The sequence below is a fragment of the Daejeonella lutea genome, assembly GCF_900168015.1.
Classification (GTDB): Bacteria; Bacteroidota; Bacteroidia; order Sphingobacteriales; family Sphingobacteriaceae; genus Daejeonella; species Daejeonella lutea.
The window spans coordinates 478,816-495,565 of the sequence record NZ_FUYR01000002.1 but is presented as its reverse complement, the minus strand read 5'-3'; the positions used below and the strand labels follow the sequence as shown (position 1 = coordinate 495,565).

General features: G+C 43.0%; 18 protein-coding genes. 13 read left to right on the top strand and 5 right to left on the bottom strand.

Features of this window, described 5'->3' with window-relative positions:
* Positions 1-31 precede the first annotated feature (31 nt).
* The 12 genes from B5X60_RS11230 (at position 32) to B5X60_RS11175 (ending at position 11,590) form a co-directional block, all read left to right on the top strand.
* Positions 32-757 (top strand): GNAT family N-acetyltransferase, encoded by a 726-nt coding sequence (locus B5X60_RS11230; protein ID WP_079702781.1) that lies wholly within the window; start codon positions 32-34, stop codon positions 755-757.
* Between the two features lie 3 nt (positions 758-760).
* Entirely contained in the window at positions 761-1,951 is a 1,191-nt protein-coding gene (gene argG / locus B5X60_RS11225) for an argininosuccinate synthase (RefSeq protein ID WP_079702780.1), read from the top strand.
* The gene (argC, locus tag B5X60_RS11220) at positions 1,952-2,941 is read left to right on the top strand and encodes an N-acetyl-gamma-glutamyl-phosphate reductase (protein ID WP_079702779.1); all 990 of its coding nucleotides are present in this window, start codon (positions 1,952-1,954) and stop codon (positions 2,939-2,941) included.
* Positions 2,942-3,064: 123 nt separating this feature from the next.
* On the top strand, positions 3,065-3,424 hold the full coding sequence (locus tag B5X60_RS11215) for a four helix bundle protein (protein ID WP_079702778.1): 360 nt from the start codon (positions 3,065-3,067) through the stop codon (positions 3,422-3,424).
* 64 nt (positions 3,425-3,488) lie between these two features.
* Positions 3,489-4,643, top strand: coding sequence for an aspartate aminotransferase family protein (locus tag B5X60_RS11210; protein WP_079702777.1), 1,155 nt, complete (start codon positions 3,489-3,491; stop codon positions 4,641-4,643).
* A 73-nt stretch (positions 4,644-4,716) separates the two neighbouring features.
* A complete protein-coding gene (locus B5X60_RS11205) occupies positions 4,717-5,682 on the top strand; it encodes a Rossmann-fold NAD(P)-binding domain-containing protein (RefSeq protein WP_079702776.1) in 966 nt (321 codons plus the stop codon).
* Positions 5,679-6,491, top strand: a complete 813-nt coding sequence (gene argB / locus B5X60_RS11200) for an acetylglutamate kinase (RefSeq protein WP_079702775.1) — start codon at positions 5,679-5,681, stop codon at positions 6,489-6,491. Before B5X60_RS11205 ends, argB begins: the two co-directional genes overlap by 4 nt.
* Positions 6,491-7,306, top strand: coding sequence for a pyrroline-5-carboxylate reductase (gene proC, locus B5X60_RS11195; RefSeq protein WP_079702774.1), 816 nt, complete (start codon positions 6,491-6,493; stop codon positions 7,304-7,306). The genes argB and proC overlap by 1 nt, the downstream gene beginning before the upstream one ends.
* A 3-nt stretch (positions 7,307-7,309) precedes the next feature.
* Positions 7,310-8,368 (top strand): M20 family metallo-hydrolase, encoded by a 1,059-nt coding sequence (locus B5X60_RS11190; protein WP_079702773.1) that lies wholly within the window; start codon positions 7,310-7,312, stop codon positions 8,366-8,368.
* On the top strand, positions 8,368-8,961 hold the full coding sequence (locus B5X60_RS11185) for a GNAT family N-acetyltransferase (protein ID WP_079702772.1): 594 nt from the start codon (positions 8,368-8,370) through the stop codon (positions 8,959-8,961). Before B5X60_RS11190 ends, B5X60_RS11185 begins: the two co-directional genes overlap by 1 nt.
* Positions 8,954-10,288 (top strand): argininosuccinate lyase, encoded by a 1,335-nt coding sequence (gene argH, locus B5X60_RS11180; protein WP_079702771.1) that lies wholly within the window; start codon positions 8,954-8,956, stop codon positions 10,286-10,288. Before B5X60_RS11185 ends, argH begins: the two co-directional genes overlap by 8 nt.
* A 45-nt stretch (positions 10,289-10,333) precedes the next feature.
* Entirely contained in the window at positions 10,334-11,590 is a 1,257-nt protein-coding gene (locus B5X60_RS11175) for a pyridoxal phosphate-dependent aminotransferase (protein WP_079702770.1), read from the top strand.
* A 94-nt stretch (positions 11,591-11,684) separates the two neighbouring features.
* Here B5X60_RS11175 and B5X60_RS11170 read toward each other — a convergent pair whose 3' ends face one another.
* Complete coding sequence (locus tag B5X60_RS11170) at positions 11,685-12,935, bottom strand: DUF6600 domain-containing protein (RefSeq protein ID WP_079702769.1); 1,251 nt, start codon at positions 12,933-12,935, stop codon at positions 11,685-11,687.
* A gap of 185 nt (positions 12,936-13,120) precedes the next feature.
* Between B5X60_RS11170 and B5X60_RS11165 the strand changes: the two genes are divergently transcribed.
* A complete protein-coding gene (locus B5X60_RS11165; protein WP_079702768.1) occupies positions 13,121-13,831 on the top strand; it encodes an SAM-dependent methyltransferase in 711 nt (236 codons plus the stop codon).
* Between the two features lie 52 nt (positions 13,832-13,883).
* On the opposite strand, the gene miaE is transcribed toward B5X60_RS11165, so the two are convergent.
* The 4 genes from miaE to B5X60_RS11145 all read right to left on the bottom strand — a co-directional run bounded on the left by miaE (position 13,884) and on the right by B5X60_RS11145 (position 16,671).
* Positions 13,884-14,486 carry a tRNA-(ms[2]io[6]A)-hydroxylase gene (gene miaE, locus B5X60_RS11160; RefSeq protein WP_170878436.1) on the bottom strand — a complete coding sequence of 201 codons (603 nt, stop codon included), beginning with the start codon at positions 14,484-14,486 and terminating at the stop codon, positions 13,884-13,886.
* Between the two features lie 88 nt (positions 14,487-14,574).
* Entirely contained in the window at positions 14,575-15,147 is a 573-nt protein-coding gene (gene nadD / locus B5X60_RS11155; protein ID WP_079702767.1) for a nicotinate (nicotinamide) nucleotide adenylyltransferase, read from the bottom strand.
* A 12-nt stretch (positions 15,148-15,159) separates the two neighbouring features.
* The gene (gmk, locus tag B5X60_RS11150) at positions 15,160-15,726 is read right to left on the bottom strand and encodes a guanylate kinase (RefSeq protein WP_079702766.1); all 567 of its coding nucleotides are present in this window, start codon (positions 15,724-15,726) and stop codon (positions 15,160-15,162) included.
* 81 nt (positions 15,727-15,807) lie between these two features.
* Positions 15,808-16,671, bottom strand: a complete 864-nt coding sequence (locus B5X60_RS11145; RefSeq protein WP_079702765.1) for a YicC/YloC family endoribonuclease — start codon at positions 16,669-16,671, stop codon at positions 15,808-15,810.
* Between the last annotated feature and the right edge of the window lie 79 nt (positions 16,672-16,750).

Here is a 16,750-nt window from a genome sequence, read left to right as displayed (position 1 = left end):
CCTCAAAGCCGGATTTTTTTCTTCAAAATACATGAAAGAAAACGAATTTGTTGTCATCCCGGCAACAGAACAACATACTAATTACGCAGAGCAAATATGCGATGAGATGGCAGAATCTGCCAAGGCGCGGGGTACGGGTATTGCAAGAAGAACTCCGGAATATATAATCCAGAAAATGCTCGAGGGGAAGGCTGTTATTGCTTTGCATGAAGACGGCACCTGGGCTGGGTTTTGTTATATTGAAACCTGGAGCCACGGTACCTTTGTGGCGAATTCCGGGCTGATTGTGAATCCACAGTTCAGAAATAAGGGCCTCGCCAAAATGATTAAAAAGGCTGTCTTTGACCTTTCACGGCAAAAATATCCAGATGCGAAAATCTTCGGGCTTACTACCGGCCTGCCTGTAATGAAGATCAATTCCGACCTTGGCTATGAACCTGTAACCTACTCAATGCTTACGCAGGATGAGGACTTTTGGAAAGGATGCCAAAGTTGTGTTAACTACGATATCCTGATGATGAAGGAGCGTAAGAATTGCATGTGCACAGCTATGCTTTGGGATCCTGAAGAAAAAGCAAAAGAGATTGAGCAAAAAATGAAGGAGGCAGAAGAGCTTAAAAAGAAGCTTGACGAGGAGCGCCTGAGCAAGGTCTCGCGCAAGCAAACACTTCTGGAGAGAATAGAAGAGACATTACGCAATTCCTTGAAAATGATTGCAGCGATGAGTATCACAATTGTTAAACTTTTACATAATTAAATAATGAAGAAGAAGGTAGTTTTAGCTTTCAGCGGAGGTTTGGATACTTCCTTTTGTTGTATTTATCTGACAAAGGACCGTGACCTGGAAGTACATTCCGTGATCGTGAATACAGGAGGTTTCTCTGATCAGGAATTGAAGGAAATAGAAAAACGCGCCTACGCACTTGGCGTTACTTCTCATTCGGTAGTCGATGAAACAGAGAATTACTACGAAAGCTGCATCAAGTACCTGATCTTCGGTAACGTCCTCAAAAATTCAACTTACCCTTTGTCGGTAAGTGCTGAACGGGTAAGCCAGGCTACAGCTATTGCAAATTATGTAAAGAAAATTGGTGCTGATTACGTTGCACACGGAAGTACAGGTGCTGGAAATGATCAGGTTCGCTTTGACATGATCTTCAATATCATGATTCCGGGGGTTGAGATCATCACTCCGATCAGAGATTTGAAATTAAGCCGTGAAGCGGAGATTGAATACCTGAATAAGCACGGTGTTGAGTATACCGCTGAAAAAGCAAGGTATTCCATCAACAAAGGCATATGGGGAACATCCGTAGGCGGCAAGGAAACGTTAACTTCTAATCAAACACTTCCTGAAGAAGCCTGGCCCACCCAGGTTTCTGAAACTAAGGAACGAGATATCGAGCTCACTTTTGAAAAAGGTGAACTGGTTGGTATTGACGGTGAGAAACTAAGTCCGGTGAAAGCCATTCAGAAATTACAGGAAATTGCACAGCCTTATGGAATTGGAAGAGATATTCATGTTGGTGATACGATCATAGGTATTAAAGGCCGTGTGGGATTTGAGGCCGCCGCTCCAATCATCATCATCAAAGCGCATCATACACTGGAAAAGCATACGCTTACAAAATGGCAATTGAGCTGGAAGGACCAGTTGTCAACCTTCTACGGCAACTGGCTGCATGAAGGGCAATTCCATGATCCGGTTATGCGGAACATGGAAGCTTTCCTTGCAGACACTCAGGAAACTGTTTCCGGGAAAGTATTTGTTAAGCTTCTTCCTTACCGTTTTCAGGTTGTTGGAATTGAATCAGAACACGATCTAATGTCGAATAAGTTTGGCAGCTATGGTGAGATGAATAACTCATGGTCGGGAGAGGATGTAAAAGGGTTTTCGAAGATCTTCGGTAACCAGACGATGATCTATCACAGAGTTAATGAGAAAAAGTAAATGGCGAGCGCTAAGATAAAAGTTGGAATAGCGGGCGGTGCTGGATACACAGGCGGAGAACTGCTCAGGATTTTGGTAAATCATCCTGAGGTGGAGATTCTGTCGGTGCATAGCAACAGCAATGCTGGGAATCCTATCTTCGATATCCATACTGACCTTTTTGGCGATACCGACCTGGAATTTACCGATACCCTTTCGCCGGAAATTGATGTGCTTTTCCTTTGTGTAGGTCATGGCGATGCGAAGAAATTTCTTGATGCCAACCCTATAAATCCGGGAATAAAGATCATCGATCTTTCGCAGGATTTCAGGTTAAATAAAAATGCACAATACGCCAGCAGAAAGTTTATTTACGGGCTGCCTGAATTAAACAGGGAAAAGATTAAAACTGCCAGTAATATCGCAAACCCTGGTTGTTTTGCAACAACCATTGAAATTGGCTTGCTACCGCTGGCAGCGAAAGGTTTACTAAATTCTGAGGTGCATATCAACGCGACTACAGGCTCGACCGGTGCCGGCCAAAGCCTCGCGGTGACGTCACACTTTACCTGGAGAAACAATAACCTTTCAATATACAAGGCTTTTGAACATCAGCATTTGAATGAAATTGGAGAGACCTTAACGGCGCTTCAACATAGCTTTAATCAAACGATAAATTTCATTCCGCAAAGAGGTGATTTTACCAGGGGAATTCTAGCAGCAATCTATTTAGAAAGTGACCTTACTTTGGAGGAAGTGACTAAGATTTACGAAGATTTTTATGCTGGTCATCCCTTCACGCATGTAAGTAAGAAAAACATCGACCTTAAGCAGGTTGTAAACACCAATAAGGCTCTAGTTCATCTTGAAAAACATGGTTCGAAATTGTTTATCATTTCAATGATCGACAACTTGCTCAAGGGAGCTAGCGGCCACGCTGTACAGAATATGAACCTCATGTTTGGGATTGACGAAACGGTGGGCCTAAAACTGAAGGCTGCTGCATTTTAGTTGTACGTTTTACGTTATACGTCGTACGTTTGGGCGGAAACACAGGCGTACCTACCGTAGGATAAAGTTCGACTTAATATAATCTATATAGAATCTAGGTTTAGGGAGACTAAGCTTAGAGTTATGCAAAATTACAAAGAATTGAAAGTTTGGGATAAAGCACACCAGCTTACCCTGAAAGTTTACAAGATGACTACGAGATTTCCAAAAGATGAACTTTACAGTTTGACGAATCAACTGCGACGATGTGTTTCGGCGATCCCGGCTAATATAGCCGAAGGATGTGGAAAGAATTCGCAAAAAGATTTGGGTAATTTTTTGAACATCGCGTTAGGATCGGCAAATGAAACAGAGTATTTTTTGTTGCTATCAAGAGATCTCGGTTATCTGCCGAATAAAGAACATTTGACGCTAAATGATAATATAAACGAGATCAAAGCAATGCTTATCTCATTAATTCACAAAGTTCGTTCTACAACTTAACTAACTGGGCAAAAAACTTAAACATCCAGACTTAAAACGTAGAACGTATAACGTAAAACTCAAAATGAAATTATTTGACGTTTATCCCCTTAACGATATAGAAATTACTAAAGCGCTTGGATCCAATGTTTGGGATGAAAAGGGGAACCAATATTTAGACCTGTATGGAGGCCATGCGGTAATTTCCATTGGGCACACCCATCCACATTACGTAAAAAGACTTACAGATCAACTGAGCAAAGTTGGATTCTATTCGAACTCAGTTAAAATCCCATTGCAAGTACAGCTTGCCGAAAAACTAGGTAAGCTTTCAGGAAAAGTCGATTACCAATTATTCTTATGCAGTTCAGGTGCGGAAGCTAATGAGAATGCATTGAAGCTTGCGTCTTTCTACAACAACAGGAAGAAGATCATTGCTTTCAAAGGAGCGTTTCACGGAAGGACTTCTCTAGCAGTTGCTGCAACAGATAATCCCAAAATCGTTGCACCAGTTAACGAAACCGATAATGTTATTTTCCTTCCGCACAATGATGAAGCAACTTTAGAACAGGCCTTCAAGGATCATGGAAATGAGATCTCATCAGTGATCATTGAAGGGATTCAAGGCGTTGGCGGAATCAAAGTTGCAACAGAAAGTTTCCTTCAAAAGATCAGATCACTCTGTGATCAGTATGATGCGGTGTTTATTGCAGACAGCGTTCAATGTGGGTATGGCCGGAGTGGTAAATTTTACTCTCATGATTATGCCGGTGTGGATGCGGATATTTATACCATGGCGAAGGGCATGGGTAATGGTTTCCCGATAGGAGGAATCTCAATTGCTCCCAAGTTCAAGCCATGGCATGGAATGCTTGGAACTACGTTTGGAGGAAACCATCTCGCCTGTGCAGCGGCACTTGCCGTTCTGGAGGTGATGGAAAAAGATAACCTGATGCAGAATGTTGAAGAAGTTGGCAATTACCTGATTACCGAGTTGAAGAAATTCCAACAGATAAAAGAAGTCAGGGGCAGGGGCTTAATGATCGGCATAGAGCTGCCGGAAGAACTAGCCCACGTGAAGAAAAATTTACTTTTCAAACATCGTATCTTTACCGGAGAGGCAAAGCCTAATGTTATCCGGTTGCTGCCCGCATTGAATTTGACGAAGACTCATGCCGATCAGTTTTTAGAGGCATTCAGTTTGGAGCTTCAGGGTAAGTTTGAAAAAAGCCTTTCTTAAGGCTATACTATAAAGGTTTCCTGATCTTTCAGGGAAAAGGAGACCAATTTTGTTTTCTTTTTAGCTGCGCATTATGAAACTATTTTCTTCAGTTAACGATGTTACTGATCTGAAAAAATTTATTGAAGAGGCATTAATTCTTAAAGCCGATCCTTTTGCTCATAAATCTTTGGGCAAGGATAAAACTATTGGTTTGGTTTTCCTTAACCCAAGCTTACGCACACGATTGAGCACTCAAAAAGCAGCATTGAACCTGGGCATGAATGTCATGGTGATGAACCTCGACAAAGAAGGCTGGGCTTTGGAAACAGAAGATGGCGTTGTGATGAACGGGACCACGGTTGAACACATTCGGGAAGCCGCGGCAGTTATGGGAGAGTATTGTGATATCCTGGGCTTCCGTTCTTTCCCCAAACTCCAGGATCGAGAAGAAGATTACAGCGAGAGCCTTTTCAACAAGTTCGTAAAATTTAGCGGCGTTCCCGTGGTAAGTTTGGAAAGTGCCACCCTGCATCCTTTGCAGAGTTTTGCCGACCTAATCACCATTGAAGAACATAAGCAAATTGCAAAACCCAAGGTAGTTTTAACGTGGGCTCCGCATGTAAAAGCATTGCCTCAGGCAGTGCCGAATTCTTTTGCAGAATGGATGTGTAAAGCCCAGGCTGAAGGCATGATTGACTTCGTAATTACCCATCCTGAAGGCTTCGAACTTGCAGAGAAATTTACGCCGGGGGCTAAAATAGTAACAGACCAGACTGAGGCTTTGAAAGAAGCTGACTTCGTGTATGTAAAGAACTGGTCATCTTACAAGGACTATGGCAAAACATTGCCCGGCGCTGAGTCGTGGATGATGACAAACAAAAAGCTTGAAGGAACGAATAATGCGAAGGTGATGCATTGCCTGCCAGTAAGAAGAGACTATGAGCTTTCAGCAGAAATTCTGGATGGACCCAACTCTCTGGTGATCAAAGAAGCAAGTAACCGGACCTGGGCAGCTCAGGCAGTCCTGAAAGAAATGTTAGAGGATCTTAAGAAATGAATTCCCTTTATGTTATAAAAATTGGTGGAAACATTATTGATGATCCGGCGGAGCTTGAAAGCTTTTTAAAAGATTTCTCCCAGCTCGAAGGATATAAGATTTTGGTTCACGGAGGAGGCAAGATAGCTACCAAGCTTGCGAAAGACCTGGGCATAGAATCGGAGCTCATTGAGGGCAGAAGGGTAACGGATGCGGAAAGCCTGAAGGTGGTTGCAATGGTCTATGCAGGCCTGATCAATAAAAACATCGTTGCCAGTCTTCAAAGTAATAACTGCAACGCAATTGGCCTAGCCGGAGCCGATGGCAATATTATACAGGCAGTGAAAAGGCCATTAAAAACAATAGCAGACGGCCGACAGATTGACTATGGTTTCGTAGGCGATCTGGATGACAGCTCAGTTGATTCTGAGGCAATTCATAAATTGCTTAATGCAGGTTTTGTCCCTGTGTTTTCTGCAATCACTCACGATGGGCAGGGCCAGCTTTTAAACACGAATGCTGATACGATTGCTTCGGTAATTGCAGTTTCAATGTCCGGTTATTACCAAACCTCACTTGTTTACTGTTTTGAGAAGAATGGTGTTTTAAGAGATGTAGATGATGAAACGTCGATTATCAAATCGATCGATCCGGTTAAATATAAAGAACTAAAAGAAGACGGCGTGATCCATTCGGGCATGATCCCGAAACTGGATAATGCCTTTGAAGCGATAAGCAAAGGCCTCAACGAGGTCTGCATCGGAAGAGCTGATGCATTGCCTGAACTAAAACAAAAAACATTTGGAACGCGATTAAAATCAAAGGAATAATGGCTAAAGCACAAAAAATAGCAATACTGGGTAGTGGAAATATTGGAATGTCATTAGCCAGGGGCTTAGTTAAAGCAGAATATTGCAAGCCTAAGGATATTACACTTACCCGCCGGACCGTTGACAATTTATCCGCGGAGGCCAGTCAGGGTTTTAACATCAGCAATCAGAATTCGGAAGTAGTTGCTAATTCAGAGCTAATCATCCTTGCAGTATTACCACAGCAACTTGACACTTTATTGGGGCAGATCAATGGGGCCATCGATTCAAAACGGCATGTAGTTATTTCTGTAATCTCTGGAGTTAGTTGTGCAAATATTAAAGCGAAACTGGGCGAGGATGTTCAGGTCATCCGGGTAATGCCCAATACGGCAATTGCGATCGGACAATCTATGACCTGCATTGCTTCTGATAATGCGAGTGCCGAGAATATTTCGGAAGTAACGAAGATGTTCGAAACTGTCGGTGCAGTAATAAAGATCAACGAGGATCTTATGACTTCGGCAACAGCCCTTTGTGCATGCGGTGTTGCCTTCTTCTTAAGAGCTATCCGAGCAGCATCACAGGGTGGGATAGAAATAGGATTTCATGCAGACGAAGCGCTTAAGATGGCAGTTCAAACTGCGAAGGGAGCAGCAGATCTTTTACTTCTTCAGAATAGCCATCCCGAACATGAGATCGACAAGGTAACATCGCCGAAAGGCTGTACCATTGCAGGGTTGAATGAGATGGAACATCAGGGATTCAGCTCATCACTTATCAAAGGAATTAAATTATCAGCCCAAAAGGCAGGCGATTTATATACAAAAGGTTGAAAAATGGCGGAAGTTCTTGTTAATGAAAGTATAGAACTGCTGAAGGAGCTGATCCGGATTCCTTCATTTAGCAGGGAAGAGGATAAAACTGCGTCTGCAATCAACGCGTTCCTTGTGAGTAAGGAGGTGAAAACTAATCGCAAGCTGAATAATATTTGGGCTTATAATAAGTTTTTCGACGCGAATAAGCCTACTATACTTCTTAACTCTCATCATGACACGGTAAAACCAAACTCAGGTTATACCCGGGAGCCATTTGCTGCAGACATCGAGGATGGTATTCTATACGGCCTGGGAAGCAACGACGCGGGCGGATGCCTGGTTTCTTTAACTGCAGCATTTCTGCATTATTATGACAGTGCGAATCTGAAATATAACCTTTGTCTGGCTTTGACCGCCGAAGAAGAAATTTCAGGACAGAGCGGCCTCGAATCGATTTTACCGGAACTTGGTGAGCTGGAATTTGCAATTGTTGGAGAGCCAACTCTAATGAATATGGCAATTGCAGAAAAAGGACTCATGGTTATTGATTGCACTGTGCATGGTAAAGCAGGCCACGCGGCCAGGGACGAAGGAGATAACGCGATTTATAAAGCATTAAAGGATATTGAGTGGTTCAGATCTTACGAGTTCGCCAAGAAATCAGAACTTTTTGGTCCCGTTAAGATGAGCGTGACGATAATCGAAGCCGGATCTCAGCATAACGTAGTGCCGGCAACTTGCAAGTTTACGGTTGATGTACGGATCACGGATGCCTACCGGAACGAAGAGGTATTAAAGATCATTCGCCAGAATGTAAGCTGCGACGTGAATCCAAGATCGACCAGGTTAAAGCCTTCATCCATCAGTAAGGACCATCCAATAGTTAAAGCAGGTATTGCTTTGGGACGTGAAACATACGGATCGCCAACAACCAGTGATCAGGCTTTACTCGACATCCCTTCGCTAAAAATGGGCCCGGGTGACTCGGCCAGATCACATATGGCAAATGAATTTATTTATACAGAGGAAATAGAGGAAGGTATTAGCCTTTATATCGAATTACTATCAAAAATTATATAATGATACCAGATCTGAACATAAGCTTAGAAAGTGAACGGACCCTGTTGCGGCCGTTGACCAAGGATGATGAAAAAGAGCTTCAGGAGATCGCTGATGAAGAATCTCTGTGGATTTATGGAACATCTGATCTTTCAAAACCCGGAGAACTAAAGAAATATATTGCAACAGCTATTGCCGATAGGAACAGCGGTATCTGTGCAATCTGGGTTGTTATCGATAAAAAATCGGGGAAAATTGCCGGATGTACAAGACTTTCTGAGATTTCATGGAAGGATGAGCGCGGGCAAATCGGTTGGACCTGGATAGGTAGCGAGTTTCAGGGAAGCGGCCTTAACCGCGATATGAAATTCCTTATACTGAGCTACGGATTTGAGACACTTGGTTTGAATCGCATCGAACTGAAAGCAGATGAACGAAATCACCGGTCGCGGCAAGCCATATTAGGTATTGGTGCCACTCGTGAAGGCGTTTTAAGAGAACACATCAAATTGCACGACGGTTATATCCGGAACACAGTTTATTACAGTATTTTGCGGTCAGAATGGGAAACCATCAAAGAACAGTATTTTACAAATTTTAGCATGTATGAGTAAGCTCTGGCAAAAGAACACAAGCACAGAAAGGTCAGTTGAGAAATTTACGGTTGGCAATGATCGTGAAATGGATATTATGCTCGCTCCATTTGATGTGTTAGGATCTCTGGCGCATACTAAGATGCTGGAAAGTATCGGCCTGATGGAGAAGGAGGATCTAGTACAGGTTCAGGCAGAGCTTAAAAAGATTTACCGGGAAATCCAGGACGGCAAGTTCTCAATTGAGCCAACAGTAGAGGATGTGCATTCACAAGTGGAATTTCTGTTGACGCAGCGGATTGGCGAGGCCGGGAAAAAGATACACAGCGGCCGTTCACGTAATGATCAAGTATTAGTTGATCTTAAGCTGTTTTTCCGTTCGGAGATTACGAAGCTGGTAAAAAATACTGAAATTCTGTTTGAACAATTGATCGTTCAAAGCGAAGAGCACAAAGATAAATTGCTTCCCGGGTATACTCACCTGCAGATTGCTATGCCTTCATCATTTGGCTTATGGTTTGGCGCTTACGCGGAAAGCCTGGCCGACGACATGGAACTCATGCTTGCAGCGTGGAAAGTTTGTAACAAAAACCCCCTTGGATCGGCAGCAGGATATGGATCGTCTTTTCCATTGAACAGAATGATGACCACCGAATTACTTGGGTTCGACTCGCTGAATTATAATGTGGTTTACGCACAGATGGGCAGAGGAAAAACCGAAAGGATCCTGGCGCAAGCCATGTCTTCAATTGCTGCAACCTTAGCGAAACTTGCGATGGATGCATGTTTATTCATCAACCAGAACTTTGCATTTATCAGCTTTCCCGATGAACTTACAACGGGGTCGAGCATTATGCCCCACAAGAAAAACCCGGATGTATTTGAGCTGATCCGTGCGAGATGTAATAAGATTCAGGCCCTATCTAACGAGATTGCTTTGATGACGGCCAATCTTCCGTCCGGCTACCACAGAGATCTTCAATTGCTAAAAGAGAATTTGTTTCCTGCATTTTTGTCGTTAAATGAGTGCATTGAAATGACTGGGTTTATGCTGCAATCCATTCGCATAAAGGAAGACATTCTAAAAGATGAAAAATATGCCTACCTCTTCAGCGTGGAAGCGGTTAATGCCGAAGTTTTGAATGGTGTTCCTTTCCGGGAAGCCTATAAAAACGTGGGTGCCGCTATAGAGAAAGGTGAGTTTAAGGCTCCTTCTATGGTTAATCATACTCACGAAGGAAGCATTGGTAATTTATGTAACGAGCAAATCTACAAATCCTTTAAAGCCAATCTTAAAAACTTTAGCTTTGAACGGGTTGAAAAAGCCATTGACGCTCTCCTCGCATAATATTATAAATGATAACGGAGCAGCCCACCGCAAAGATCACATACCATGAATATATCCAAAATAGCAAACACCTTAGAAGGTTCTGAAATTATAAAGATCGCAGGTGAAATTAACGAGCTGAAAAGACAGGGCCATAAGATCGCCAATCTAACCATCGGGGATTTCGATTCTAACATTTTTCCAATACCGGAGAAGCTTACCGAGAATATCATGGAAGCTTACCGTTCGAATCAAACAAATTATCCTCCCGCAGAAGGTGTTGCTTCATTACGTGAAAGCATTTCTGCATTTATAAAAGATAATTTCGGTTTGGATTACAGAATTAATCAGATCCAGGTTTCGGGTGGTTCGCGACCCCTTATCTACGGACTGTTTATGAGTTTGGTCGATCCTGGAGACCGTGTTGTTTACCCAACTCCTTCATGGAATAACAACCATTACTGCCGTTTTACAGGCGCGACTGACGTGCCGGTTCAGACCTCCGCCGAGAATAACTTTATGCCGACTGCGGCAGATATCAAACCTCATTTAAAAGGAGCGACGCTTTTGGCATTATGTTCCCCTTTAAATCCGACAGGCACAATGTTCGCTAAGAAGGATCTTGAGGACATCTGTGACCTGGTGATCGAAGAAAACAATAGCAGGGCGGCTGATGAGAAGCCACTTTATATTATGTTTGATCAGATCTATTCTCAGCTAACCTTTGGCGGACAAGTACATTATGATCCTGTTTCGTTGAGACCTGAGCTTAAAGATCGGGTTGTTTATATAGACGGTATTTCAAAATGCCTTGCTGCCACGGGTGTTCGTGTAGGATGGGCGTTCGGACCGGAGCATGTGATGAGCAAAATGAAAACTATTATCGGGCATGTTGGCGCCTGGTCGCCGAAGCCAGAGCAAGTTGCTACCGGTCAGTTCCTTGACCAGAAGGCAGACTGGAACGACTTTCTTATTAGTTTCAAAGCGAAAGTTCAGACGAGTCTTGACGCTCTTTACAATGGGTTTATGGAGTTGAAGTCAGATGGATTTGCTGTGCAGGCAATACAGCCAATGGGTGCTATTTATCTTACTATCCAGATTGATTACCTTGGGAAAACTACACCGTCTGGTCAGGTGCTGAAAACTAGCACTGATCTGGTATTTTACTTAATAAATGAAGCAGGTGCAGGCTTGGTACCATTTTCAGCGTTCAGCGCAGATTCGGGAATGAATTGGTTTAGGGCTTCAGTTGGTGGATGTTCTTTAGAAGATATTCAGGCGATGATTCCGAGAGTGAGAGACGCGCTATCCAGACTTAAATAATTAAGAATTACAGTTATTTCAGAAGTTCTTAGAACAAAAAACCCGATCGTTAGACCGGGTTTTTCGTTTTGTCACTTTCACATTTCCACATCTATCATTGTCCTCTCGACGGCCTTGCTCCGCCACTGCTTCTCTCGGATGAGCTTCTTTCCGGAGAACTACTTCTATCAGATCGCTGACTGCTGTTGTCACGTGTAGATTCGCGTGGTTGTTGCTGTGGCCGTTGTTCTGCCCTTTGCGGTGGTTCAGGCCTGCTTTGCTGCTGTTGACGTTCTGCAATTGGTTGACGTTCGCGTTGCGGCGATTGGCTTCCACGGATATCCTGGTTATCGTAGGTACGTGAGGTACGCTGACTTGATCCGGAAAGTTTTTGATCCCCCGGGCGACTAGCCACCTGTTCCGTGGGTCTGCTGGTTGTCACCCTATCTGGTCTGTTGGTCGGAGCTCCTCTGTCCGGATTACTATTTCCGGATCTATCTGTTAAGGTATTATCTGGTCTTCCATTAACAGCGCCTCTACTTGAATTGTCAGACCGGTCGACAATGGAGTTGTCTGTCCTGCCATTGACCGCTCCCCTGCCTGCATCCGTTGGGCGCGTAGGACGCGGGTTTGAAACACTACCCCTGTTTACTTCTGGCCTATTACTGCGGCCGTTGGCGTACCGCTCATTCCGTACATCGTGTACCGTCACCGGCTGGCGGGTAATTCTCCTGATCTCGTCTGCACGCGGTCCGGTATAATATCTATTCCGGTTGCTATTGTTTACATAAATATTGTTGATGATAACTGTATTGTGGTAAATGTTGCTATTTCTCCTCCAGTCGTAACGCGGGTAAGACCGGTAATAGATATTACGCTGCGGGATAAATACCCACCAGTAGTCCGGGATTCTGCCAATATTCATATTGATGTTTATACCGGGCCCAAGAGGTGCCCATCCATAATGGCCGCCACCACTTCTCCAGCTCACCCATGCAGGCGCCCATTCTCTTCCGGGAATCCATAGCCAGCCCCTGCGGCTATGATGGTGCCAGCGTCCATAATGAAATGGTGCCCAGCCCCAATCGTAGTCAGAAACCCAGGTGTTCCCATACTTAGTCATTTCCCAATGCCCTCTGCTGTAATATGGACGGAATTCATCCTGATCTACATCCGGCCGCCAGACACGGCCATATTGCGGATCATTGATCCAGACACCATAAGGTGCCAGCTCCTCATAAAATGTTTCAAGGGATACATTGTCATCATAATCACCATACTGCGCCTTTGCAGTTGATGCATTCATTGTTACTGATAGAAATAATAATCCAAAAATAATGGCCGATAACTCATTCTTTACTTTCATGGCTCTAAAATTAAATTTTAACATTCTTATAGCTAAGAGGAGAATGTTTAGGGGAAGGTTGTATGGTATCAAAATAATTACGTTGTGATTTGGATAGGAACGGAATTGAGGTTTACTAATTATATACGAAGATGTAACGATTTTAAGTCCTTTTTAATTCCCTATTTTTACAAAAAACCTCCAGCATGCCAACCGGTACCCTTTTCCTTATTCCAGTGCCACTTGCAGAAAATGTTTCTGCGAAATCGTTTACACCATACCTGGTGGAAACGATCAATTACATTAAAGAATACATCGTAGAAAATAGCAAGACAGCTCGAAAATTCCTTAAGGAAGCAGGTCTAAAGACACCGCAGAGCGAGTTGATCGTTCATGACTATGGGAAGCATAACAGAGATAGCGATATCAAGGAGTTCTTTGCGGGTTTATTAGCTGGGCAGGATGTTGGATTGATGAGTGAAGCTGGCTGTCCGGGCGTCGCAGATCCGGGGTCAGAAATAGTGGCCTATGCTCACAAACGTGGAATTAAAGTGGTGCCGCTCGTGGGTCCGAGTTCGATCCTACTTGCACTAATGGCCTCGGGTTTTAATGGACAGAGTTTTACATTTCACGGCTACCTCCCCATTGATAAACTTCAACGGGCAAGTAAAATTAAGGAACTGGAAGCACATGCTGAACGCCACAGTCAGACTCAAATATTTATAGAAACCCCATTCCGCAACAACCCGATGCTTGAAGAGATATTGAAGAGCTGCAAGCCGGATACAAGACTTTGTATCGCCTGCGACCTCACTTCGCAAGAAGAATTTCTGCAAACTAAGACAATTAAGGACTGGAAAGCTAAAGTCCCCGAACTACATAAACGTCCGGCGATATTCCTGATTTTTAAACGTTAATGCTATTTAGGCTCTATGGGTCTAGATACTTGGCTCTTGATACCTGATACTTCTAGCCATGGATACTCTCCGATTTTCCATAATTCTGAATAACCTTCGCTTCGTATTCTAAGAACTCTTTCCAACGTTTTTCAACATCGATCTCTCCCGCATATTTACGTGCTAATCCAATGAACATGGTATAGTGCCCTGCTTCACTCACCATAAGCTCGTAATAGAACTTAGATAACTCCTCGTCGCCGATATGTTCAGACATAACTTTGAATCGTTCGCAGCTCCGTGCTTCGATCATTGCCGAAACCAGTAGCCGGTCTATTAGCTGATCCTGCCTGCTGCCACCCTTGATCATAAATTGCATCAGTTCGTTTACGTAGTTGTCTTTTCTTTCTCGGCCCAAAACATAACCCCTGGCAATAATAATATCGTGAACACGCTTGAAATGATCCATTTCTTCCTGTACCAATAGTGCCATTTCCTGTACCAGATCCGAAAGATTAGGATTTTGGACTATCAGGGTAATTGCATTACTGGCCGCCTTTTGCTCGCAAAATGCATGATCTGTTAATATTTCCTCGATATTACTTTCCACTACGTTTTTGACCCATTGAGGGTCGGTAGGGAGCTGAAGTTTGAGGATGGTTTTTTCGCTACTCATTTATTATAAGTTATACGTTTAAGTCGGGCCAGTTCGTTAGGCTGGTAACTGTTAATTGGTATCTAGTAACAGGCAACTGGTAATCCAATCAACGGTATAAGTTTTTGCTCTCAATAAATCTTAGCACCTTATCTTCTACAAAGAATTGAACATTCTTTTTTTCTTTTACAGCCTTCCTGATGAATGTCGCTGACAGTTCCATTAAAGGTGTATCGGTTACATGTACAGATGGATGATTAAGTAGTTCAGCATTTTCAAATCCAGGCCGGGGATAGACATGAATCTGGTAATCGCGGAGGATAAGCTCGTAATTTTTCCACTTTTTTAAGGACACCAAATTATCCGATCCCATAATCAGACTAAACTTGTGTTCCGGGTATTTTTCGTGAAGGTGCGTCAGCGTATCAATAGTATAAGAGGGTTGCGGTAGTTTCAATTCCACGTCGCTTACGCGAATATTGCTGGCATCCTCTGTGGCGAGTTTACTCATCTCCAGTCGATCGTACATATTTATCAGGTCGCCTTTTTCTTTTAATGGATTATGAGGTGATACCACAAGCCATACCTGGTCAAGATCAGTATGGTTAGCCATATAATTGGCGATGATCAGGTGTCCAATATGAATTGGGTTAAAGGAGCCGAAGAATAAGCCGATCTTCATATTCTGTAATTGCTATTGCTTTAGGAACTCAGTAACTAGTTTTTCGGCTTCTGTACAAGCAGTAGCGAGGTCATGATTTTTCAAAACGACATCAAATCGGCTGGCATATTGAAGCTCTTTATCTGCTTTCTTGATACGTTCCGCCAGTTTCTCGGGAGCATCGGTGCCCCGGGCAGTTAAGCGCGTGATCAGCACCTCAAGTGAAGGCGGATCAACAAAAATCGCTAGTGCATTCTCGCCATACTTCTTCTTTAAATGAAGCCCGCCTTCCACGTCAATGTCGAATATAACGTGTTTTCCGCCTGCCCAAATACGTTCAATTTCGGACCGCAAGGTGCCGTAAAATGTGCCTGAATAAACTTCTTCGAATTCAACGAATTCCTTCTGAGCTATCTTGTGAAGGAAGTCTGATTGTGAAATGAAATAATAATCTTTCCCGTGTTCTTCGTCACCCCGCTGTTCCCGCGTAGTGGCAGAAATAGAGAAAGAAAGAGCAGGATTAGTCTTTAACAGATGATGAACTATAGTGGTTTTACCTGCTCCGGAAGGTGCCGAGAATATAATTAGTTTTCCTTTCACTTGAGTTGTAAGTTGTAGGCTGCAAGTTTTAAGTTGAGGCTACGAGTGGAACTTATAACCTATAACTTATTACTTGCAACTTTATAGTACGTTCAATAATTGCTCTTTTATCTTCTCCAGCTCTTCCTTCATTCCAACCACAATCTGCTGCATTTTGGCATCATTTGCTTTTGAGCCCATCGTGTTAATCTCACGACCAATTTCCTGCGAAATAAAACCGAGTTTTTTTCCGTTTGCGTCTTTATCTTTCAATGCTTCAAGGAAATAATCCAAATGACTTTTGAGGCGAATCTTTTCCTCAGTAATATCCAGTTTGTCTATATAGTAGATAAGTTCCTGTTCGAAGCGATTCTTGTCAACATTTTCTTTTCCAACAGCTTCTTCCAGGAAATGATTCAGCCGTTCGCGGATCGCAGGAATTCGATTGGGCTCCTGTTCTGAAACTAAACGCATCCCTTCATCAATATTGTTTATCCGCAGGATCAGGTCTTGTTTTAATACATTACCCTCATCCTGACGGAAGTTTTGAAAATTTTTCAGCGCCTCGCCAAAGGTTTCGTAAACAGTTTTCCATTCATCCTCTATGCCTTCTTCAGATGTAAATTGAATTACTTCCGGAAAATTGAGGGCCATTTGCAGCAGATTGCTCCCTGTATCGCCAAGTGAGTTGGCCGCAGTTTTCAGCTGTTGGTAGTAGTGGTTCAGCAGTGGCTGATTTATAGTGGAAGTCTTTAATGTAGTTTCAGCGTTCTCTACATTAATACTGATATTAACTTTCCCGCGTTCAATCTGTTTACTGCAGTCATTTCTTAAAACGAACTCTTTATCTGAAAAAGATTTTGGAATTTTTAAAGAAAGCTCAAGAAACTTACTGTTCAATGATTTAATCTCTACAGTATATTTTGCATTTGCAAAATCCTTAGTAGCCAAACCGTATCCTGTCATGGATTTTATCATCGGGCAAAGATAAGATTTAATAGCTAAAGGTACTGAAGGTGATTAATGCAGATTTAACATTATTTAA